The sequence below is a fragment of the Stenotrophomonas sp. MMGLT7 genome, from assembly GCF_021168555.1.
Taxonomy (GTDB): Bacteria; Pseudomonadota; Gammaproteobacteria; order Xanthomonadales; family Xanthomonadaceae; genus MMGLT7.
The window spans coordinates 278,674-300,983 of the sequence record NZ_JAJOZS010000003.1 but is presented as its reverse complement, the minus strand read 5'-3'; the positions used below and the strand labels follow the sequence as shown (position 1 = coordinate 300,983).

Sequence of the window (22,310 nt, the reverse complement as noted above, 5' to 3'; positions counted from 1 at the left end):
GGGTCCGGCGGGATCGTCATCGCTCAGGCACAGGGCGGGCCAAGGCCCGCCGCAGGCCGAATCAATGGTGGCGTGCCAAGGCCCGCCCTGTGCGGCTGCTCAGGGGGGCGCCGCGACCTGGAACCTTCGGCGAAGTCGTTGAAGGGCATGGTTCCGGGTACCCGAATGACGGGACGGCATGGCGGATGCGCTGCGCCGTCAGCGTCCACGCCGTCGATGTTCGAGAGCCTCGCCGCCGGGACCGCGGTGGCCGCATTCGTTGCAGCGGCAAGGAAGTTGCGGTGGTATAACGCCCAGCCCTACCGGATGAACCGCCGCCGATGTCGATTCCGCCGAGCCGCCGCGCCCTGTCCCTGTCCGCCCCGCTGCTCCTGTTGGCCTGCACGGCACCGCTGGCGGCGGCCGAGTTCGACTTCGCCGAGGGCGAGGGCAAGGTGACCTGGAACACCCGGGTGGTGGCCGGCGCGGGCATCCGCACCGAGGGTGCTGCGCGCGAACTGGTAGGCAAGGGCTTCCGCTCCGACGGCGCGCCCAAGGGCGGCGCGCAGGCCGGGCTTGGCAGCGACACCTCCGACGACGGCAACCTCAACTACGGCGCCGGCGACCTGTACTCGGGCCTGTTCAAGATCACCAGCGGCGTGGACGTGAAGTACCGCAACGTCGGCATCGCGCTCAGCGGCCGCGCCTGGTACGACACCGTGCTGGAGGACCACGACGTGCCGCAGGGCAACGTCGGCAACGGCTTCGCCGCCGACACCCCGCTCAGCGACCGCGGCTTCTCGCGCTCGAACCGCTTTTCCGGCGTGCTGCTGCGCGATGCCTACGTCTACGGCGGCTGGAAGCTGGGCGACCACGCGCAGTGGGACACGCGCGTCGGCAAGCAGCGGGTGAAGTGGGGCGAGGGGCTGTTCTTCAGCGGCCTCAACCAGGTCAACCCGAGCGACGTCACCACCCTGCGCCGGCCCGGCACCGATGCCGCCAGCGAGGTACAGGTGCCGGTGGAGATGGTGTGGAGCCGGCTGGCCTTCGACAACGGCATCAGCATCGAGGGCTTCTGGCAGTGGAAGTGGCGCGCCAGCGAGCTGGACCCGTGCGGCACGTTCTTCTCCGGCACCGACATCGGCATCGACCCGGGCTGCTCGGGCCTGCAGTCCAATGCCTACTACCCGCTCAACTCCAGTTCCGCCGGCGCCGGGCAGTGGCTCAGCGACGGCTACATGAACGCCGCCGGCGCGGTGCTGCCGCGTGGCACCGACATCGACGGCAAGGATGGCGGCCAGTTCGGCTTCGCGCTGCGCTACGCCGTGCCGCAATGGAACACCGACCTGGGCGTGTACTGGATGCGCTACAACGCGCGCACGCCGATCCTCAACGCCAGCACGCCGGACAGCGCGCTGCTGCAGCCGGACCTGGTGGCGCAGCTGGTCGCCGGCGGCGTGCCGCTGGCGCAGGCGCAGCTGTCGCAGACGCTGTCCACCATCACCGAGTCCTGGGAATACCCCGACGGCATCCACCTGATGGGGTTCTCGGCGGCGACGAAGTGGCGGCAGTGGCGCTTCAGCGGCGAGCTGAGCTACAGCGACGACCTGCCGGTGCAGCTCAACACCGCCGACATGTTCGCCGCGCTCACCCGCAACGGCGGGCCGGTCGGCGACCGCACCGCCGGCCAGCCGGAAGGCTTCCTGCTGCGCGGCTACGACCGCTTCCAGAAGATGCAGCTGCAGCTCGGCGCCAGCCGCGCGCTGGGGCCGCTGCTGGGCGCGCGCGGCGGCACGCTGGCGGCCGAGGCGGCGTACCAGCACGTCAACCTGCCGCCGATGTCGGTGGCGCGCTATGGCCGCGGCTTCCACTGGGGCTATTCGCCGGTCGGCTTCGACGGCAGCTGCGGCGCGGTGCAGAACCCGGACGGCTGCGTCAACGACGGCTTCTTCACCCGCATGGCCTGGGGCTACCGCATCCGCGGCCAGCTCGACTACGCGCTCGGCAGCGCCACCCTGTCGCCCAGCCTGACCTGGGGCCAGGACGTGTCCGGCTACTCGGTCGACTCGGCGCTGGTGGACGGCCGCCGCACGCTGGTGGCCGGCGTGGCGGCCAAGTTCGCCGGCAACTATTTCGCCAGCGCCGCGTACACGCACTACCTGGGCGACAACAAGTACGACCCGCTTGCCGACCACGACAACCTGGTGCTGGCGGTCGGCGCCAGTTTCTGAGGCCGGGCCGGCCGGTCTATGCTGGGGCCTTGCCGCCTCGGGAGATCGCGATGAAGAAGGTCCTGCTGGTGGGCGCGACCGGGCTGGTCGGCGGCCACGTGCTGGAACGGCTGCGGGCCGATCCGCGCTGCGGCCAGGTGGTGGCGCTGACGCGGCGGCCGTTGCCGGGCAGCGACGCCCGCGTGCGCAATGTCGTGGCCGACTTCGAGCACCTGCCCGAGGCGGCCGCGCCGTGGCAGGTCGATGCGGTGGTGTGCGCGCTCGGCAGCACGATGCGCCAGGCCGGATCGCGCGAGGCCTTCCGCCGCATCGACCACGACTACCCGCTGCAGATCGCCGCCCGCGCACGCAGCCACGGTGCCGAGGCGTTCGCGCTGAACTCGGCGATGGGCGCGCATGCGCGATCGCGCATCTTCTACAGCCGGGTCAAGGGCGAGCTGGAGCGCGACCTGCAGGCGCTGGGATACCCGTCGCTGACGCTGGTGCGCCCGGGCCTGATCGGCGGAGAGCGCGCGCAGCGCCGTGCCGGCGAGCACCTGGCGCTGCAGGTGATGGGCGCATTGCGGCCGCTGCTGCCACGCCGCTGGCGCATCGATCCGGCGCAGAACATCGCCGCCGCGCTGGTCGAGGCGGCGCTGGCGCCACGCCCGGGCGTGCACGTGGTCGATTCGGCGCAATTGGCCGATTGAGGCTCAGGCGCCCAGCGACTGGCCGCCGTCCACCGCCAGCACCTGCCCGGTGATCCAGCGCGCCTGCGGCGAGGCCAGGAACAGCGCGGCGTGGGCGACGTCCTCCACCGTGCCGAAGCAGCCGAACGGGATGCTGTCGCGGATGCTGGCGTACAGCGCCGGCTCCTGCTCGCGGCGGCGCTCCCACAGTCCGCCCGGGAACTCGATCGAGCCGGGCGCGATGGCGTTGACGCGGATGCGCTCGCGCGCCAGCTCGGCGGCCAGGGTCACCGTGTAGTAGTTCAGCGCCGCCTTGGCGGTGGAATAGGCCGCCGCGCGCGGGGTGGGGCGCGAGCCGTTGATAGAGCTGATGTTGATGATCGCCGGATCGGTGCCGCGGCGCAGGTGCGCCAGCGCGGCGCGGTTGCAGCGTACCGCGGCCATCAGGTCCACCTCGAAGCCGGCGCGCCAGCTGGCGTCGTCGTTGCCGTTGCCATAGCCGGAGGCGTTGTTGACCACCACGTCGAGGCCGCCGAGGGCGTTGGCGGCGGCCTCGACGTAGGCCTCGATCTGCGCCGGATCGGACACGTCGCAGGCCATGTGGTGGACGCGCTGCCCGTGTGCGGACAGCGCCTCAGCGGCCAGTTCGAGCGGGGCGGTGCCGCGCGAGCAGATCGATACCCGGGCGCCGGCGCGGACGAAGGCCTGCGCCATGGCGTAGCCGATGCCGCGGCTGGCACCGGCGACGAGGATGCGGCGATCGGCGAGGGGGGCGCGTGATCCGGTCATGGGAGGCGTGGGCTGCCGGGAAGCCACGATTGTAGCGGTCCGCCGGGCCTGCAGACGCTCGCACCGGATCTGGTCACGGTCGGGTAATAAACCGTTTCCATCATGGCGCGCTGTCCTCCCGGGTGGTGGCAATGATCGATCCTTCCCGCTGCATCCCCTGTCCGGCCGTCCGCCGGGCACTGTCGGTTTCGCTTTTCTCCATGGGCCTCTCGGCCCCGGTCGCCGCCCTTGCCCTGGAACACCCGGGCGGATCCGCCGGAGCGCCGGCCGCCGCGCAGGAAGACGGCGGAGAGCCGCCGGCCGGCAGCGCCAATACCCTGGATACGGTCAAGGTGATCGCGCCGCACGAGGTCATCGACCAGAAAAAGCAGTCGGTCGTGGTCAGGGACTCGGTGATCTACGATGAAATGGACAGCTACGGCGACGAGACGCTGGCCGAGATCCTGATGTCGGCACCCGGCATCAGCGCGGTGGAGGACGCCGGCGAACCACGCTACGTCACCATCCGCGGCGTGCAGCCGAACCTCAACTACACCACGATCGACGGCATCGCGATCGCCAGCGTCGGCGGCAGCGGCTCCGGCGAGCGCATGAACAACCTGCAGCTGATCCCCAGCGACATCGGCACCCGTACCGACATCTACAAGTCCTTCAGTGCCGAGCAGGCGCCCGATGCCATCGGCGGCGTCATCGACATCATCAGCCGCAGCGCGTTCGACCGCAGCGGCAGGTACGTCTTCGCCGACGCCGCAGGCATCTACTCCACGGCCGAGACCGATGTCGCCCGGAGTGCCGGCGGCGACCACAAGACCCTGGGGCACTGGGGCAAGAGCGCCAAGGTGATGTTCTCCGACCAGTTCGGCGCGGACAAGGAGTTCGGCGTGGTCGCGGTCGGGCGCTACCAGCAGCGCTCGCGCAACAGCGTCAAGCGCTGGGTGGAATCGAACTACTACCACGACGACGATGGCAACTACCTGACCTCCGGCAACCCGGCGCCGACCGATTACGCCGACTGGAACGGCCTGCGCGCGCCCGGCAACCACAGCACCGGCACCTACACCAACTACATCACCAACTTCGGCGGCTCGGTGAAGCTGGAATGGAAGCCGGCGAACGATCCGTTCTACGCCTCGTTGCTGATGTACTCGTACCGGTTCTACGAAAACTCGACGATGAACAAGACCGACCTGTACGGCAACGCCAGGTTCGACATCCAGGACCAGACCGGGGACAGCGGCACCACGCAGATCAACAGCATCTACGTCAAGAACCGCCACGACCGCTGGGATCGCAGTAACTACGGCGCGATCGCCAACTTCACCTGGGACGTGGGCGAGCTGGCGAAGCTGGTGTTCCGCGCCGGCCATACCGAGGAGACCTTCGACAACACCCAGGTCTACTGGGGCGTGCGCGCCTACCCGAGCAACCTGTACGCCGACTACGCCAACGACCGCCACGGCTTCCCCAACGCGGTGGGCATTTCCGACGCGAGCCTGCTGCAGGGATCCACTTACAACCTCAATCCCGCGCAGGCCTACGTGTCGGCGCGCGATGCCAAGGAGAAGATCGACGACCTGCGGCTCGACTTCAGCTACAACGTCGGCGCGGACGCGGAAGGCTTCGGTTTCGCCACCGGTGCCGAGTACCGGCACCTGAACATCTGGCAGGACATCGATTTCGACTACTTCAAGACCAGCGCGCCGGTCAACGACTACCTCTACCCGGGTTCGACCAGGCTCGGGATCCTCTCCGGATTCCCGTTGATCGACAACGCCAAGCTCACGTCCGAGCTGGTGCCGACGCTGCAGGACAACGACGCCGCCTATCCCAATGCCGACTACACCAGCGACTACAAGTACGTGGAGGACATCACCGACGCCTACTTCTCGGCCCAGTACGCCTGGGAGCGGCTGCTGCTGGTCGGCGGCGTGCGCTACGACCACGCCACGTTCGATGCGTTCAGCCCGTACAGCGGCGATGGCGGCAGCACGTACACGGCCGATTTCCGCAGGACCAGCGGCGGCTACAGCAACTTCCTGCCGTCGTTGAACGCCCTGTTCAAGCTCAGCGACAACCAGCGCCTGCGCTTCTCGGCCAGCCGCACGCTCGGCCGGCCGACGCCGAGCAACATCGCCCAGGCAGCCAGCACCAGCTGCGGCGAGGACGACGACGGTTTCGGCTACTGCACGATCAGGCAGGGCAACCCGGACCTGCAGCCGCGCAAGTCGACCAACCTCGACCTGGCCTGGGACATGTACTTCAACGGCAACAACGCCATGGTGTCGGTGGCGCTGTTCGACAAGCAGATCAAGGACGACATCTACACCCTGACCACCTACGCCGACCTCGACGACGTCACCTACAGGGTGACCCAGCCGATGAATGCCGAGAAGTCCAGGCTGCGCGGCATCGAACTGGCCGTCTCCAACCGCAACCTGCAGTGGGGCCGGCAGCGCTTGGACATGTTCTTCAACGCCACGCGCCTGGATGGCCGGACCAACTACCTGATCGGCGACGGCAGCACCCGCGAGCTCGACCGCCTGCTCTACCAGCCGGACTGGTCGCTCAACGGCTCGCTGATCTGGCGCATGCCCTGGCAGAAGGCGCAGCTGCGCCTGTCGGGCAACTACCGCAGCAGGATGCTGGTCGACTTCGGCGACACGCAGTGGCTCGACTCGTACTACGACCCGTACATGACCTTCAACCTGGCTTTCAGCCACAGGATCGCCAAGCACGTCACGCTCAAGTACGAGGCGAAGAACCTGTTCAACAAGCAGCCCACCTACAGCACCGGGCCGAACGGCAGGTTCCGCACCGAGATCGACGACTACGGCCGTTTCTTCTACTTCCACATCATCTACAACTGAGGCCGGCCGACGTGAATGGCATCAATCGCCGGCGGTTCATCGCGCTTTCCGGCCTTTCCGGGCTGGGCGCATGGATGGGCATGGCATCGCTGCTGGCGGCCGAGACGGACGCCAGCAGCCTGAGTCCGCGCAATCTGCTCAAGTCGCCCTGGTTCGGCAGGACGCCGTTCGCGCTGGGCGTGGCCTCGGGGGAGCCCACCCCCGACGGCGTGGTGCTGTGGACGCGCCTGGCGACCGAGCCGCTGGAATTCGGCGGCGGCATGCCGACGCAGCCGATCGTCGTCGGCTGGGAACTGGCCGACGACGAAGGCTTCCGCAGGGTGATCCGCCGCGGCACGGCACTGGCGCACCCGGAACTGGGGCACTCGGTCCACGTCGAGCTCGACGGCCTGGCGCCGGGGCGCCCGTACTGGTACCGGTTCAACGTGGCCGGATACGACACCGGAACCGCGCGCACCTGCACGCTGCCGGCGCGGGGTGCGCAGTTGCAGCGCGTGCGCTTCGCGGTGGCCGGTTGCCAGCACTACGAGGAGGGCTACTACACCGCGTGGCGGAAGATCGCCGAGGAACCGCTGGACTTCGTGTTCCATTACGGCGACTACATCTACGAAGGCGCCACCAGCCCCACGCGGATCCGCAAGATGAACGGCCGTCCGTTCACCAACCTGCGCAACCATGTCGGCCCACAGCTCTACACGCTGGACGACTACCGGCGCCGCTACGCGCAGTACAAGACCGATCCCGACCTGCAGGCGGCGCATGCGGCGCTGCCGTGGTTCGTCACCTTCGACGATCACGAGGTGGACAACAACTGGGCCGGCGGCGACGACCAGGACGGCACGCCCGGCCCGCTGTTCCTGCTGCGGCGCGCGCAGGCGTTCCAGGCCTACTACGAGAACATGCCGCTGCGGCGCACGGCGTTCCCGCGCGACGGGCGGATGCAGATCTATCGGCGCGCGCGCTATGGCGACCTGCTGGACCTGCATCTGCTCGACACCCGCCAGTACCGCAGCAAGCAGGCCGACATGGGCAACCGCGCGGAGGTGGAATCGCCCGGGCGCAGCATCACCGGGGCGGCGCAGGAGAAATGGCTGTTCGATGGCCTGTCCGATGCCGCCCCGCGCTGGCACGTGATCGCCCACCAGGTGTCGCTGGGCAACTACGCACGGGAGAAGGGCGGGGCGACGGTGACGTCCGACGACCAGTGGTCGGGCTACCTCTCCAGCCGCCGGCGCCTGCTCGACCACATCCGGCAGGTGGGCTTCAAGAACGTGGTGACGGTGTGCGGCGATGCGCACCGCCATTACGCCAGCGACCTGGTGCAGGACCACGCCGATTCCGGGGTGATCTCCAGCGAGTTCCTCGCCACGTCGATCTCCTCCGGCTCCGATGGCCTGGGCGTCGATGCCCAGGCCGAGAACACGCTGGCGCACAGTCCGTACCTGAAGGTCACCACCGACAAGCGCGGCTACGTGCTGTGCGACGTGGACCGCGATGTCTGGACCGGCGACCTGAAGATCCTCGACCGGGTGATGGTGCCCGACGGCAGGCTGGAGAGCTTTGCGCGGTTTGCCATCGAACACGGCAATCCGGGCCTGCAGCGAGCCTGAGGGCTATCGGGCGCTGGCGGAGCGGCCGGTGCCGGCGTGCAACAGGCCTCAGCACGCGGGGCAGCGTGCGAGCCGTTGGTCGAGCCGATTTAGATGGCCACCGGATCGGAGCCGCGGCACAGGTTCGCAAGCGCCGCGCGGTTGCGGCGTACCGCGGCCCATCGGGCCCAGCTCGAACCCGGGGCGCCGGCTGGCGTCGTCATGGCCGCTGCCGTGGCCGCAGGCGTTGTCCAGCACCCCGCCGAGGCCGCCGCCGCCCTGCTGACAGCCGCCGTCAGCAGCCTGCGGCACGGGCCCGGGGACGCGCGCCGGGCTCTGGCATGATGACCGGCCATGTCCCGTGCTCAACGCCTGCTGCAGCTGCTGCAGATCCTGCGCCGCCACCGGCGGCCGGTGAGCGGGCGGCGGCTGGCCGAGGAACTGGGCGTCAGCCTGCGCACGCTGTACCGCGACATCGCCACGCTGCAGCAGCAGGGCGCGGACATCGCCGGCGAGGCGGGCGTGGGCTACGTGCTGCGTCCCGGGTTCGCGTTGCCGCCGCTGATGTTCGACGTCGAGGAACTGGAGGCGCTGACGCTGGGACTGCGCTGGGTGATGCGGCGCACCGACCCGGCGCTGGCCGGGGCCGCCCGCGATGGCCTGGCGAAGATCGCCGCGGTGCTGCCGCCGGCCGTGCGCCACCAGCTGGACAGCGTGACGCTTCTGGTCGGTCCGGGCGAGGAGCTGCCGGCAACCGCGCGGCCGTGGCTGCCGCTGCTGCGCAAGTCGATCCGCGATGGCGCGGTGCTGCGGCTGCACTATCGCGATGCCGCCGGCCAGGCCAGCGAACGCCGGGTCTGGCCGTTCGCGCTGGGCTACTTCGAGCAGGTGCGCATCCTGGTCGCCTGGTGCGAGCGGCGGCAGGCGCTGCGGCACTTCCGCGTGGACCGCATCGAGGACTGCCAGGCGCTGGCCGAGCGCTACCCGCTGCCGCGCCAGCAGCTGCTGCGGCAGTGGCGGCGCGAGCAGGGCATCGATGCCGGCCTGCCGGACTGACTGCTGCCATCGGCTGACAGCGGCGGCGGCCAGCATGGGGGCTCCTGCACAATCGGAGCCCTGCAATGATCCAGCCCACCCTGGTGCTGTTCTACGTCGCCGACATCCCCGCCAGCGTCGCCTTCTACCGCGCGGCACTGCAGCGCGAGCCGGTGCAGTCGCATCCCGGCTTCGCGCTGTTCGCCTTCGATGCCGGTCCGGCGCTTGGACTGTGGTCGCGCGAGGAAGCCGAGCCGGCCGCCGAGGGCGGCGGCGGTGGCGGCGAACTGGCGCTCGCCGTGCCCGAACCGGTGCAGGTCGATGGCCTGCTGGCGCACTGGCGCCGTTGCGGCGCACGCATCGCCCAGCAGGCGACGGTGATGGACTTCGGCCATACCGGCGTGGCGCTGGACCCGGACGGCCATCGCCTGCGCGTGTACTGCCCCTCGGACCTGGCCACCACGTCGTCGCGGATGCTGCAGCGCAATCCGGACTGATGGGAGGCCGAGGGCAGGCCTCCCGGCTACTGCGACCGCCGCCGAATGCCAGCGGCGGCGGCGCGCTGCGCTGGAACCGCAGTCATCATGCCTTGCCAAGCCCGCTTGTCCTCGCGCAACGCGCCTTGCCAGCAATGCCCGGCGGCGGCCGCGCCACGGCGTTCGATTGCCTCCCGGCCTGCGCTGCCGGCGCGGCAATGCCGCGGCGGGCCGATAATGGAGTGCGAACCGGCGGCACCGGCCCCGTCATGGCCGGTGCGCGAACCGGGCGGACGATCCGTCCGCCGCCCGACCGGCTGCATTCCACCCCTGCCAGGACAAGATTCCGTGAGAAAGACCTACCAGCTCGATATCGAGGGCAAGAACCGCGACCGCCTGCTCGAAGCCAGCAAGCACGACATCCGCAAGTACCTGCGGCGCGAGCGGCGCAAGGCCCTGCCCGCCGGTGCCGATTTCTGGGACTTCGACGTGCGCGTGGGCGCCGACGCGACCAGTGCCGCCGTGGTGGACGTGGCCGGGCTGATCCCGGCGGTCGATGCGCTGGTGGCCGCCAGCCACGACCGCTTCTACGTCGAGATCCTCAGCCGGCCGGAAAAGCGCCGGCCGCGTGCCGATGCCGCGGCGGTCGAGGCGCAGCACGGCAACGAGGACTGAAACGCCGGGGGAGGGCGGCGCCACGTCGTCGTCGCCCGTGGAACCGCGGCGCCCCGCGCGTCGAGCGCATGCGGCCGGGCCGCTTCATTCCCAGGTGCTGGGTTCGGCGCCGCGTTCGGGATGCTTCATCCGCACCACGCAGAAGCGCTGGCCGCTGGGCGCTTCCATCACCCACCAGCGCTTGACGAAGCCGATGCGGCGCGCGCCGAGCTTCTCCAGCCGCGCGGCCTCGGCGTCGATGTCGTCGGCCTCGATGTCCAGGTGCACGCGCGAGGGATGCCCGACCTGCTGCACCTCGATGTTCAGCGCCGCCGGCGCACCGGTCAGTTCGGTGTAGCGGGCGTCGCCGTCGGCGTAGGTTGCCCCGCGCGGCAGGCCCAGCGCCTGGCTCCAGAAGTCGGCGGCGACCTCGTGGTCGCCGCCCTGGCAATCGATGATGAAACCGGCAAGGCGGCTGCGGTGGGCCATGGCGCTGCTCCGTCGAAGGTGTATGTCGAGTGTAGCGGCGGCACCCCCGCGGCAGCCCCGGAGCCTGGGATCGCCTGTAGGAGCGACTTCAGTCGCGATGAGGCTCTACCGGTAGAGCCCCATCGCGACTGAAGTCGCTCCTACGGTGCCCCTACGGTGCCCCTACGGCGCTCCTGCGGGGAGGCTGCGCGGGTGCTCAGCCCGGCAGCGCCAGGTCGTCGAGCATCGCGCGCAGGAAGCGCGCCGCCTCGCCGCCGGTGGCGGCACGGTGGTCGAAGGTCAGCGACAGCGGGATCACCCGGTGCGCCTCCACCCCGCCCATCACCGGGGTCATCTGGTGGCGGGCGCGGCCGGCGGCGACGATGGCCACGCACGGCGGCACCACGATCGGGGTGGCGTAGCGGCCGGCGAACATGCCGAAGTTGCTCAGCGAGATGGTGTAGCCGGTCAGCTCGGAGGCGGCGATGCTGCGATCGGCCACCTGCCGGCGCAGGCGGTCGACGCCTTCGCGCACGCCGCGCGCGTCGAGCATGTCGGCATTGCGCAGCGCCGGTACGAACAGGCCGTCGTCGGTATCCACGGCGATGCCGACGTCCACCTGCGGGTGCAGGGTGCGGGTGAGCGCGGCGCCGTCGAACCAGGCATTGAGCGCCGGCACCGCGCGCGCGGCGGCCACGATCGCCCGCACCAGCCGCGCGGTGACGTCGTTGCCCGGCGTCCAGGCGTGGATGTCGGCATCGTCGCTGACCGTGGTCGCCACCACCTGCGCATGCGCCTCGGCCATCACCCGCGCCATGTTGCGGCGCACGCCCTTGAGCTGCTCGGGCTGGCCGCTGGCGGCCACGCCCGGCGGCTGGGTGCGCATGGGACGCCCGGCGGCGGAGAGCGGCGTACGCGAACGCCGGCTCTCCCCCGCAGGAGCGACTTCGGTCGCGAGCTCTTCGCGGGCCGCCGAACTCCCCCCTGCGTCGGTCGCGACCGAAGTCGCTCCTGCAGGGGCCGCCGCGGCGGCGCGCTTGACGTCGGCCAGGGTGGCGGTGCCGTCCGGGCCGCTGGGCTGCACCCGGGCCAGGTCCACGCCCAGCTTCCTGGCCAGCGCGCGCACCGCCGGCATCGCGCGCACGCCACCGACGGCGACGCTGCGCTCGCTGTGCACGCTGTCGGAGGCCTGCATCGCGCCGACCACGGTGCCGGCGTCGGCGCCGCGCTCCTGGTCCGCGTCGATGCCGCCGCGCGCCTGCGACGGCGCCGGGCGCTCGTCCAGGCGGCCGCCGTCGTCGCTGGCCGCCGCCTGCGCCGGAGCGTCCTGGTCCGGTTCGCCGGCGCCGTGGCCGTGGCCGGTGTCCTGGCCCTCGGCGCGCTGCGGCAGGTTCGGGTCGGGCTGGAACTGCGCCAGCACCGCGCCGGTGACGATCACGTCGCCCGGCGCGCCGGCCAGCTTGAGCACCGTGCCCGAGATCGGCGAGGGCACCTCGACCACCGCCTTGGCGGTCTCCATCGAGACCAGCGGCTCGTCCAGGCGGATGCTGTCGCCCTGCTTGACGAACCACTCGACGATGGTGGCGTCGGGCAGGCCTTCGCCCAGGTCGGGCAGTCGGAAGTTCTTGGTCTGGCTCATGGATGTCTCGGCAAGTGGAGGGGGTGATGGGCCGCCGGCGTCGGCGCGGCGGCCAGGATAGGGGTCAGGTCATGGTGCCGCGCCGGCGTCCGTGGCGGGGGCGAGCACGCGCGCCGGGATCCAGCCGCTGTCGCCGCGCGCGTTGCGCGCCCACCACCAGTCCGCCAGCTCGTGCTGCAGGGCCAGCAGCTCGCCGGCGTCGGCATCCAGTTCGCGGGTGTCGTAGACCTGCAACGCCGTCGCCGGGCCGCGCGCGGCGTCGAACAGCGCCGCCGGGACCCAGCCGCCGAGGCCATCGGCCCGCGTGGTCCAGACGAACTGCGGCCAGTCGGTGTCGCGCTCGCCCAGTGTCACCGCATCGCCCGGGGCGATGCGGATGGGCGGGCGCTGCGGTGCGCGATGCGCGCTCACCACACGCGCGTATGCCATCCCGTCAAGCATGTTCCAGCGCGCGCCTGGCCGCGGCGACGATGCGCTCGACGCTCGGCAGGTACTTCATCTCCAGCCGGAACAGCGGGATATGGGTGTCGTAGCCGGTGACGCGCTGCACCGGTGCCAGCAGGTCGTACATCGACTGCTCGGCCAGCCGCGCGGCGATCTCGGCGCCGAAGCCGGCGGTACGCGGGGCTTCCTGCACGATCACGCAGCGGCCGGTGCGCGCCACCGATTCGGCGATGGTGTCGAAGTCCAGCGGCCGCAGCGTGGCCACGTCGATGACCTCGGCGCTGATGCCCTCGCCGGCGAGCCTGTCGGCCGCCTCCAGCGCCTCCTTGACCTGCGCGCCCCACGCCACCAGGGTCACGTCGCTGCCGTCGCGCAGCACGAAGCACACGTCCAGCGGCAGCGCCTCGCCGTCGTCGGCCACCACTTCCTTGTACTGGCGGTAGATGCGCTTGGGCTCGTAGAACACCACCGGGTCGGGATCGCGGATGGCGGCCAGCAGCAGGCCGTAGGCGCGCTGCGGGCTGGACGGCAGCACCACGCGCAGGCCGGGCACGTTGGTGAACAGGCTCTCGTTGGCCTCGCTGTGGTGCTCCGGGGCGCGGATGCCGCCGCCCCACGGCACCCGCAGCACCATCGGGCAGTGCAGACGGCCGCGGGTGCGGTTGCGCAGGCGCGCGGCGTGGCTGACCAGGTGGTCCACCATCGGGTAGACGAAACCGTCGAACTGCGACTCGGCCACCGGCTTCATGCCCTGCGCGGCCAGGCCCACGGCCAGGCCGGCGATGGTGGTCTCGTCCAGCGGGGTGTCGAGCACGCGCTCGGCGCCGAACCGGCGCTGCAGCCCGGCGGTGGCGCGGAACACGCCGCCGTTCACGCCCACGTCCTCGCCCAGCACCAGCACCGACGGGTCGTGCTCCAGTTCCCAGGCCAGCGCCTGGGTGACGGCCTCGATCAGTGTGATCGGCGTGGTCGTGGCGGCAGTGTTCATCGGGGCCTCCGCAGGCGTGCTGGCGGCGTGGTGGGCGGCGGCGTCGGCGGCGTCGAGCGGGGCGTTCTTGTGGCGGATCTCATCCATGGCGCTGCTCCTCCAGGGCAATGGCCGCGGCGCGCTGGGCCAGCAGTTCCGGCGGCGGGTCGGCATACAGGTGGTCGAACATCGCCGCCACCGGCTGCACCGGCGTGGCCAGGTAGGCGTCGACCTCCTCGTCCACCCGGGCGGCGCATTCGTCCTTCCAGGCGGCCTCGGCCTGCTCGTCCCACACGCCCTGCGCGGTCAGGTAGCGGCGCAGGCGGATCATCGGCTCGCGTGCCCACGCCGCCTTGACCTCGGCCTCGTCGCGGTAGCGGCGGGCGTCGTCGGCGGTGGTGTGGTCGGACAGGCGGTAGGTGAGGAACTCGATCACGCTGCCGCCGTCGCCGGCCAGCGCGCGCTCGCGCGCCCGGTGCATCGCCTCGAGTACCGCGATCAGGTCGTTGCCGTCCACCTGCAGGCAGTGCAGGCCGCCGGCGATGCCCTTCTGCGCCAGCGTCTGCGCACCGGTCTGGGCCGCGCGCGGCACCGAGATCGCCCAGCCGTTGTTGATCACGCACAGGATCAGCGGCAGCGTGTAGGCGCCGGCCGAGTTCAGCGCGGCGTAGAAGTCGGTCTTGGAACTGCCGCCGTCGCCGCAGCAGGTCACCGCCACCTGCGGCTCGCCGCGCAGCTTGAACGCCAGCGCCGCGCCGGCCGCGTGCAGGCACTGGGTGGAGATCGGCACGCAGAACGGGAAGTCGCGCGCGGCGTCGGATTCGCGCGGGAAGTCGCTGCCGCGCTCGTCGCCGCCCCAGTACAGCAGCACGTCGCGCCCGCGCACGCCGCGCGCGAACATCGTGCCGATCTCGCGGTAGCTGGGCGCGAACACGTCGCCCCGGCGCATGGCCGCGCCGATGCCGATGTGGGTGGCCTCGTGGCCGAGCGCGGAAGGATAGGTGCCCAGCTTGCCGGTGCGCTGCAGCGCCACCGCCTTGGCGTCGAACACGCGCGCGGCCAGCATCTGCTTGAACAGGGGCAGCAGCAGCTGCGGGTCGGCGAAGGCCGATGGCGCGGCCTGGCCGACGCGCTGCCCGTCTGCGTCGAGGTACTGCAGGAAATCGATCTGGAACTGTGCGGCAACGGTCATTGCGGGCTGCATCCTGGCAGGAAGTTTCAAATGATAGGAATGCGCATGGTAAGGAACCGCGACGGCAAAGCCCTCCTGCGGCGCAACACCCTCTTCAGCCCGTCGGCTTGTTGCCATGCACAAACAAGGAACGCGGCCGGAGCCGCGTTCCTTAGTTTCCTACTTCGATCGCGGTCGCGCGAGTCCTGTTCAGCATCCGCGCCAGGAGCACACCCGGGTCTCGGCGGAGGCGTCGTTGTCGCTGGCGTCGCTGTCCGCCGTGGACGAGGACGCGGCTGCCTGCAAATTGATTGCGCCGCCGGCGAGCGCCGGAAACCTGTTGACCCTCACCCCGAAAGTCGTCGTGTTTCCTGGCGCCAGCGCGGCGGCGGCAGAGCAAAGATAGCCAAGCGGCCGCAAGGCAGATAGTGACGTTTTGACGCATCGCCAGCCGGCCGGCGCCTGCACCGAGGCCAGCCCGGCCAGGGTGCTGCCGTCGATGCGCAGCTGCGCGCCCTCGGCGCCGCGCTCGCCGAGGTTGGACAGCACCAGGCGGTAGTCGGCGCGCAGCGCGTACCACGGCAGCTGCCGCGGCCCGTCGATGCGCAGCGACAGGTTGCCCGCGCGGTCGGCCTCGACCTCGACGCCGACCGCGGCGTTGTCGTTGCCGGCCTGCGGGTCCGGCGTCTGCGACTTGACCGAGGCCGCCATCGACAGCGAGCGCCCGGCCAGCGCGCTGTCGGTGGGCACCTGCAGCACGAAGCGCTGCGCCGCGCCGCTGCCCAGCCGGGCGATGGTGCAGGTAACGGTGGTGGTACCGCCCGGCTCGCTGCAGCTCCAGCCTTCCGGCGCCCCCACCTGCGGCTGCACCGCGGCGTCGAACACGAACGCCACGGCGGCGTGCTCGGCCGCATCCGGGCCGTGGTTGTCCACGTCCACGGTGTAGCCGATGGTGCCGCCGGCGGCGACCTGCGCGCGGTCGGCGTTGGCGGCCAGGCCGAGGTCGGCGAAGCGCTGCAGCTTCAGCCGCAGCAGCACCAGCGCCGGGTCGTGGTCGGACAGGCGCGCGGCCGAGCCGGCGTCGTTGCGCGCGATCTCCGGCTGGTCGGCGTTGATGCGCGCATGGCCGTAGACCAGCGTCGCCAGCTGCGGCGACTCCAGCAGCGCCTGGCTGGCGACGATGTGGTCCAGCGACTGCACGTTGCCGTCGTAGGCGTAGGAGTAGCTCTGGTCCGGCGGCAGCATCCAGGTCAGGTCGGTGTAGTCCGGATCGACCAGGTCGGCGCCGTCGCCGGCGACCACGGTCTGCGCGTCGGGCGAGGGGCGCCCGGTCACCGTGCCCATCGCGTCGACATAGCCGTCGTTGAACTCGAAGGCGTTGAAGTCGCCCAGCACCAGCACCTGCTCGGCCGGGTCGGCGGCCTGGCGCGCCTGCAGCAGGTTGGCCAGGAACTCGGCCTGGGCCTGGCGCTTGGCGCGGATGCGCTGGCCGGAGGCGTCGTCGGTCTCGGCGCCGTTGAGCGAGCGCTGGTGCACGGCGACGACGGTCAGCGGCAGCTGGCGGCCGTCGGCGAAGTTGACCTTGGCCTTGAGCAGCAGCGGCGGGCGGTCGTTGAGCAGGCTGACGCCGCCGGCCGGCTCGGTCCAGGTGGTGTCCTTGCCGATCTGCTCGACCTCCTCCACCTGCACCCGCGCCAGCCCGGCGCCGACCTCGGCGGTCCTGACCAGGAAGCCGACATCGATGCCGCCGACGTCGTTGCCTTCCAGCAGGTAGGCGGCGTAGCCCGGGTCCGGCTGGCCGGCGGCCACCGCGTCGGTGCCGATGCGCGCGGCCAGGGTCTGCAGCACCTGCAGGTTCTCGACCTCGGCCACGCCGAGGATGTCGGGCAGGTGCAGGAAGTCGCGCACCGCCAGCGAGGCCTTGTTGAGGCGGCCCTGGTAGGCGGCCGGGGACAGCACCGGCTCGCCGATGGCCGGGTCGTTCTGGTCGTCGAAGAAGCGCTCCAGGTTGTAGCTGGCCACGCTGACGTCGTCGGCCTGCGGCTGCGGCGCCGGCCGCGGCCGGGTGGCCTCGGCGCAGCTGAACGCCGGGGTGGTCTCCGGGTACAGGGTGTAGCGGCGGTAGCTGTAGTCCAGCGGGCCGGTGACGCCGGTGACCACGCAGCCGGCGGCCAGGTCCAGGCGCTCGCCGCCGAGGCCGGCGCTGGCCACCGCGATCACCTGCGGGTTGGTGTTCCAGCGCGGCACCCCGGCCGGCGAGCCGGCCGGCAGCGGGTCGGGCTGCTGCACGCCGGGGCCGCGCCAGGCGCGCGGCACGCCGGTGACCACGGCGTGGAACACGCCGTTGCTGGTGGCCGTGGCGGTGGCCTCGCTGACGTTGCCGGCGGTGGGCGTGTTGACGGTCAGGCTGGCGGCGGTGACGCGCATGCCTTCCAGGCGCTCGAGCTGGTCGTAGGCACCGTCCGCGTCGGGGAACTGCGCGGTCAGCGCCACCGGCGCGGGCAGGGCGTGGCCGGTGGACTGCAGGATCACCGTCGGCGCGCCGCCGATCTCGGTCAGCGGCGGCTGCGCCGGATCGGCGCTTGGCACGTATTCGAGCACCGTGCCCTGCACCTTGACCCGGTTGCCGACCGCCGCGTCCTCCGGCGGCGCGCTGCCGAGGTAGACGAAGATGCCCTCGGAGGTCAGCGGATCGGCGTCGGCCTCGGCGTCGGGCGCCTGCATGAAGAAGCCGTTGCCGCGGCGCGCGGTGACGATGCCGCTGGCGGCGACCACCTGGCCTTCCAGCGGCGAGCGTGCGCCGCTGCCCTGGATGGCGTGGATCGGCAGCAGCTGGAAGTCGTCGTTGACGATGGTGGCGGTGGCTTCCAGGCTGGCCGGCAGCGCGCCGGCGATGTCGCTGACCCGCAGCGCGAAGGTCTCGTCGGGCTCGGCCACGGTATCCCCGTGGACCTTGACCACGATCGAGGCGCTGCTCTGGCCGGCAGCGATGGTCATCGCGGTGGTGGCCAGCGCGTCGTAGTCGCTGCCGGCGCTGGCGCTGCCGTCGGCGGTGGCGACGTTGAAGCCGATGCCGCCTTCCGGGGCCGGCTCGCTCAGCGCCAGGGTGAACACGAAATCGGTGGTGCCGGCATCGCCCTCGGCGCGGCGCACGTCGCCCAGGGTGGCGATGATGGCGCCGCCGCCGGCGCACAGCCTGGGCGTGGCGGCGCCGTTGCGCGGCTCGGGGCTGGCGGTGGCGAAGTCGGCGGCGTTGTCGTCGCTGTCGCTGCAGCCGCCTTCGCCGCGCGCGATCGCCAGGGCGTTGCTCGGCGCCGGCGCGCGGCTGCTGCCCTCGGCGCAGCTGGCGGTGCTGCCGAAGCCGACGAAATCGACGTTGCCGGTGGGGCAGGTGCCGCTGAGCGCGGCGGCGGAACTGCTCAGCGCCACCTTGCCGGCGGTGGCGCTCATGGCGATGGTGCCGGTGGCGTCCGCGGCGGGCAGGTCGGCGCTGCCGCCGCTGCCGTCGGCCTGCTTGACCAGGTAGTAGCCGCCGGCGGCGATGCTGCCGGCCAGCGGCGTCACCTGCCAGCTGCTGCCGGCGGCCGAGGCGTACTGCAGCGACCAGCCCGACAGGTCCACCGCCTGGGTGCCGTTGTTGTGCAGCTCGACGAAGTCGCTGCGGTAGGTGGCCCCGCTGTTGCCGCCGCCGCCGTACACCTGGCTGATGACCACCTGGGCCTGCGCCTGGCCGGCGAGGGCCAGCACGCAGGGTGAAAGCACGCAGGCAAGCAGTGCGGCACGAAACTGCATCGATCGCATCGGAAGATCCCCGTCCGTAGAGTCATGGTGTGAGCGCCCCTGCGGCCGTCCGTCGCAGACGGTCCGCGCCCGTCGATTCTGCCCGAGTCTGCGGCCCGGTGCTGACGGCGATGTGACAGCCGGCCGCTGCGGTACGCTTGGCCCCCGCCCCGGACGCCGCCGCCCATGCCCGTCGAGAAGAACCAGCGCCCGCTCGAAGCCGGCATCCATACCGACCTGGAAGGACGGCTGACCTATGGCGGCTACCTGCGCCTGGACCGGCTGCTGTCGGCCCAGCAGCCGCTGTCGGACCCGCCGCACCACGACGAGATGATGTTCATCATCCAGCACCAGACCTCCGAGCTGTGGCTCAAGCTGCTGGCGCACGAGCTGCACGCCGCGCTGGCGCACCTGCAGCGCGACGAGGTCTGGCAGTGCCGCAAGGTGCTGGCGCGCAGCAAGCAGGTGCTGCGCCAGCTCACCGAGCAGTGGTCGGTGCTGGAGACGCTCACCCCCTCGGAGTACATGGGCTTCCGCGACACCCTGGGCCCGGCCTCGGGCTTCCAGTCGCTGCAGTACCGCTACATCGAGTTCCTGCTCGGCAACAAGAACGCGCAGATGCTCAAGGTGTTCGCCTACGACCCCCGGGGCCAGGCCGACCTGGAGCGCGTGCTGCAGGCGCCGAGCCTGTACGCGGAATTCCTGCGCTACCTGGCGCGCTGGGGCCACGCCGTGCCGGAAACCCACCTGCAGCGCGACTGGTCGGCCCCGCACGTGTCCGACCCGGCGCTGCGGCCGGTGTTCGAGCGCATCTACGAGAACACCGACCGCTACTGGCGCGAGTACTCGCTGGCCGAGGACCTGGTGGACCTGGAGACGCAGTTCCAGCTGTGGCGCTTCCGCCACATGCGCACGGTGATGCGGGTGATCGGCTTCAAGCGCGGCACCGGCGGTTCCAGCGGCGTCGGCTTCCTGCGCCAGGCGCTGGAGCTGACCTTCTTCCCGGAGCTGTTCGAGGTGCGCACCTCGGTGGGCCTGCCGGCGCCGCCGGCACCGTAGGAGCGCATACCGGTGCGCCTGCGCCCGCTGCCCATCGCGCCCGTTCATTTGACGTGAACCGCGCCTGTCGGTGATCCTGCCGCGTCCACCCGGCCGCGGCCGGGCACCGCCATCGATCGAACCAGCAAGGGACTCCCAGCATGAGCGTTGACGACCTCGCGCCGAAACCTGCCTCCATTCCGCCGCAGCCGCCAACGCAACCGCCGCAGTTCGACACCCTGCTCGGCCATCCCAAGCCGCTGTGGATGCTGTTCATGGCCGAGTTCTGGGAGCGCTTCGCCTTCTACGGCATCCGCTGGGCGCTGACGCTGTACATCGTGGCGCAGTTCGCAGGCGGAAGTTCAACCGGCGAAGGCGATGCCAACCGCACCTACGGCGCCTACCTGGCGCTGGTGTACGCCAGCGCGATCTTCGGCGGCTACGTCGCCGACCGTATCATCGGCTACCAGCGCTCGATCCTGCTCGGCGCGGTGGTGATGGCGGTGGGCCTGTTCATGATCGCCCTGCCCAGCCAGCTGCTGTTCGAGTTCGGCCTGTCCACGATCATCGTCGGCAACGGCCTGTTCAAGCCCAACATCTCCTCCATGGTCGGCCAGCTGTACGCGCCGGGCGATGCCCGCCGCGACCGCGGCTTCACCCTGTTCTACATGGGCATCAACGCCGGCTCGTTCTTCTCGCCGCTGCTGACCGGCTGGCTGGCCGAGCAGGTGTTCGGCACGCCGATGACGCAGAACTACAAGGCGGTGTTCGTGGCCTCGGGCTTCGGCATGCTGATCAGCCTGGTGTGGTTCTGGCTGGGCAAGCGCCAGCTCAAGGGCATCGGCCTGCCGCCGGCCGGCGGCGAGAGCCTGCTGCGGGTGCTGTGGGTGGCGATCGGCTGCATCCTCGCCATCCCGCTGGTGTACCTGCTGCTGGCCAAGCTCGGCGCCACCCCGCTGGCGTGGCTGCTGGGCCTGCTGTTCATCGGCCTGGCGGTGATGCTGTTGATGGAGGCCGTGCGCACCGGCGTGGTGCAGACGCACCGGGTGATCGCGATGCTGATCATCTTCCTGTTCAACGTGATGTTCTTCATGTTCTTCGAGCAGGCCGGCAGCTCGTTCAACTTCCTGGCGCAGAACATCGTCGACCGCGGCATCGGCGGCTGGGAGTTCCCGGTCGGCTGGTTCCAGTCGGTCAACCCGGTGGGCATCATCCTGTTCGCGCCGCTGGTCACGCTGGTGTGGGCGTTCCTGGACAAGCGCCGGCTGGAGCCGTCGATCCCGCGCAAGTTCGGCCTGGGCCTGATCTTCAACGGCCTGGCGTTCGCGCTGCTGATGTTCGCGCTATCGGCGCTGGTGGACGGCAGCGGCCGCATCCCGCTGTGGACGCTGGTGGCGGTGTACCTGGTGCAGACGGTGGGCGAGCTGTGCCTGTCGCCGATCGGCCTGTCGATGGTGACCAAGCTGGCGCCGGTGCGGCTGGTCGGCCTGGCGATGGGCGGCTGGTTCCTGGCCACCGCGATCGGCAACAACCTGTCGGGCATCTTCGCCGGCATCGTCAGCGGCGAGAGCGGGATGACCGTGGATTCAGCGCTGACCGGGTATACCTTCGGCTTCTGGTCGCTGATCGGCGCGGGCGTGCTGCTGTTCCTGCTCGCGCCGCTGATCAACAAACTGATGCACGGGGTGAAGTGATGCCGATGCTGCCCAAGTTGTCCCTGCTGCTGGCGCTGGCCATGGCCGTGGCGGCCTGCCAGAAGGTGCCGGAACCGGAACCGGCGCGCGCGCTGGACACCACCGAGCAGAAGCCGCCGGTGGCCGATCCCAGCCAGCCGGTGGCCTCGGGCAACACCCCGGCCGCCGCCGACATCGCCGCCATCGCCGCGCTCAGCGCCAGCTTCGACCCGGCGCGCGACCCGGTCGCCGACCTGGAGACCGCCAAGGTCGAGGCCAAGCGCGGCGGCAAGCGCATCCTGCTGGACGTGGGCGGGGAGTGGTGCTCGTGGTGCCACATCCTCGACGACTTCATCGCCGGCGACAGCGAGATCCGCCGCTTCCGCGACGCCAACTACGTCTGGGTCAAGGTGAACTACAGCGAGGAGAACGAGAACCAGGCGTTCCTGTCGCAGTTCCCCGAGATCAAGGGCTATCCGCACCTGTTCGTGCTCGACAACGACGGCAAGCTGCTGCATTCGCAGTTCACCGGCGAGCTGGAGAAGGGCAAGGGCTACGACCGCGGCAAGTTCTTCGACTTCCTCAAGCAGTGGGCGCCGCCGGAGAACCAGGGCGACACGCCCTGATCGATGCGGGCGGTGGCCGGGTGCGGCGATCGCTGCCCCCGGCCGGTCCCGGTTGCGCTGCGCTTGCCGGGCCAGGCGACTGCAGCGTCGAACGGCCGGGACGGGGCTGCCGGCGTGCTCGGCGGTATCGGAATCCGGATCGGGGCCTGCGCGCCGGAGCTTGCGTCCGGCCATCCCCGCGCAGGCGGGGAGCAGGCTGGCGGCTGATCGTCCAGG

17 protein-coding genes are annotated in these 22,310 nt (G+C 71.0%); 10 read left to right on the top strand and 7 right to left on the bottom strand.

Translation table 11 applies throughout. The annotated features are described in order from the left end of the window. The first annotated feature begins 320 nt into the window (after positions 1–320). Both LRX76_RS06065 and LRX76_RS06060 read left to right on the top strand, forming a co-directional pair. A complete protein-coding gene (locus tag LRX76_RS06065; protein WP_231803108.1) occupies positions 321–2,210 on the top strand; it encodes a DUF1302 domain-containing protein in 1,890 nt (629 codons plus the stop codon). A gap of 50 nt (positions 2,211–2,260) precedes the next feature. Further along, complete coding sequence (locus tag LRX76_RS06060; RefSeq protein WP_231803106.1) at positions 2,261–2,899, top strand: NAD(P)H-binding protein; 639 nt, start codon at positions 2,261–2,263, stop codon at positions 2,897–2,899. 3 nt (positions 2,900–2,902) lie between these two features. On the opposite strand, the gene LRX76_RS06055 is transcribed toward LRX76_RS06060, so the two are convergent. Continuing rightward, entirely contained in the window at positions 2,903–3,667 is a 765-nt protein-coding gene (locus tag LRX76_RS06055) for an SDR family NAD(P)-dependent oxidoreductase (protein ID WP_231803104.1), read from the bottom strand. 200 nt (positions 3,668–3,867) lie between these two features. Here LRX76_RS06055 and LRX76_RS06050 point away from each other — a divergent pair, with 200 nt between their 5' ends. From LRX76_RS06050 to LRX76_RS06030, 5 genes are all read left to right on the top strand, one after another. Further along, positions 3,868–6,534, top strand: a complete 2,667-nt coding sequence (locus LRX76_RS06050; protein ID WP_231803102.1) for a TonB-dependent receptor — start codon at positions 3,868–3,870, stop codon at positions 6,532–6,534. An 11-nt stretch (positions 6,535–6,545) separates the two neighbouring features. Next, complete coding sequence (locus LRX76_RS06045; RefSeq protein ID WP_331716753.1) at positions 6,546–8,144, top strand: alkaline phosphatase D family protein; 1,599 nt, start codon at positions 6,546–6,548, stop codon at positions 8,142–8,144. A 333-nt stretch (positions 8,145–8,477) separates the two neighbouring features. After that, the gene (locus tag LRX76_RS06040) at positions 8,478–9,179 is read left to right on the top strand and encodes a YafY family protein (RefSeq protein ID WP_231803098.1); all 702 of its coding nucleotides are present in this window, start codon (positions 8,478–8,480) and stop codon (positions 9,177–9,179) included. Positions 9,180–9,244: 65 nt separating this feature from the next. Beyond that, positions 9,245–9,655: a VOC family protein gene (locus LRX76_RS06035; RefSeq protein WP_231803096.1), complete on the top strand. Its 411-nt coding sequence runs from the start codon at positions 9,245–9,247 to the stop codon at positions 9,653–9,655. 327 nt (positions 9,656–9,982) lie between these two features. Next, on the top strand, positions 9,983–10,309 hold the full coding sequence (locus tag LRX76_RS06030) for a DUF6172 family protein (protein WP_231803094.1): 327 nt from the start codon (positions 9,983–9,985) through the stop codon (positions 10,307–10,309). 84 nt (positions 10,310–10,393) lie between these two features. Here the strand turns inward: LRX76_RS06030 and LRX76_RS06025 are convergent, their stop codons facing one another. The 6 genes from LRX76_RS06025 to LRX76_RS06000 form a co-directional block, all read right to left on the bottom strand. After that, the gene (locus LRX76_RS06025; RefSeq protein WP_231803092.1) at positions 10,394–10,777 is read right to left on the bottom strand and encodes a VOC family protein; all 384 of its coding nucleotides are present in this window, start codon (positions 10,775–10,777) and stop codon (positions 10,394–10,396) included. Between the two features lie 196 nt (positions 10,778–10,973). After that, the gene (locus tag LRX76_RS06020) at positions 10,974–12,395 is read right to left on the bottom strand and encodes a dihydrolipoamide acetyltransferase family protein (RefSeq protein ID WP_231803090.1); all 1,422 of its coding nucleotides are present in this window, start codon (positions 12,393–12,395) and stop codon (positions 10,974–10,976) included. A 69-nt stretch (positions 12,396–12,464) separates the two neighbouring features. After that, positions 12,465–12,824, bottom strand: a complete 360-nt coding sequence (locus LRX76_RS06015) for an SH3 domain-containing protein (RefSeq protein ID WP_231803088.1) — start codon at positions 12,822–12,824, stop codon at positions 12,465–12,467. A gap of 4 nt (positions 12,825–12,828) precedes the next feature. Next, positions 12,829–13,914 carry an alpha-ketoacid dehydrogenase subunit beta gene (locus LRX76_RS06010; RefSeq protein WP_231803086.1) on the bottom strand — a complete coding sequence of 362 codons (1,086 nt, stop codon included), beginning with the start codon at positions 13,912–13,914 and terminating at the stop codon, positions 12,829–12,831. After that, on the bottom strand, positions 13,907–14,998 hold the full coding sequence (pdhA, locus tag LRX76_RS06005; RefSeq protein WP_231803084.1) for a pyruvate dehydrogenase (acetyl-transferring) E1 component subunit alpha: 1,092 nt from the start codon (positions 14,996–14,998) through the stop codon (positions 13,907–13,909). Before pdhA ends, LRX76_RS06010 begins: the two co-directional genes overlap by 8 nt. A 189-nt stretch (positions 14,999–15,187) precedes the next feature. Further along, a complete protein-coding gene (locus LRX76_RS06000; RefSeq protein ID WP_231803082.1) occupies positions 15,188–18,778 on the bottom strand; it encodes a lamin tail domain-containing protein in 3,591 nt (1,196 codons plus the stop codon). Positions 18,779–18,943: 165 nt separating this feature from the next. Between LRX76_RS06000 and LRX76_RS05995 the strand changes: the two genes are divergently transcribed. The 3 genes from LRX76_RS05995 (at position 18,944) to LRX76_RS05985 (ending at position 22,094) form a co-directional block, all read left to right on the top strand. After that, positions 18,944–19,816: a tryptophan 2,3-dioxygenase family protein gene (locus LRX76_RS05995; protein ID WP_231803080.1), complete on the top strand. Its 873-nt coding sequence runs from the start codon at positions 18,944–18,946 to the stop codon at positions 19,814–19,816. Between the two features lie 140 nt (positions 19,817–19,956). After that, positions 19,957–21,489, top strand: a complete 1,533-nt coding sequence (locus LRX76_RS05990; protein ID WP_231803078.1) for a peptide MFS transporter — start codon at positions 19,957–19,959, stop codon at positions 21,487–21,489. Beyond that, positions 21,489–22,094, top strand: coding sequence for a thioredoxin family protein (locus tag LRX76_RS05985; protein WP_231803076.1), 606 nt, complete (start codon positions 21,489–21,491; stop codon positions 22,092–22,094). The genes LRX76_RS05990 and LRX76_RS05985 overlap by 1 nt, the downstream gene beginning before the upstream one ends. Positions 22,095–22,310: the final 216 nt, after the last annotated feature.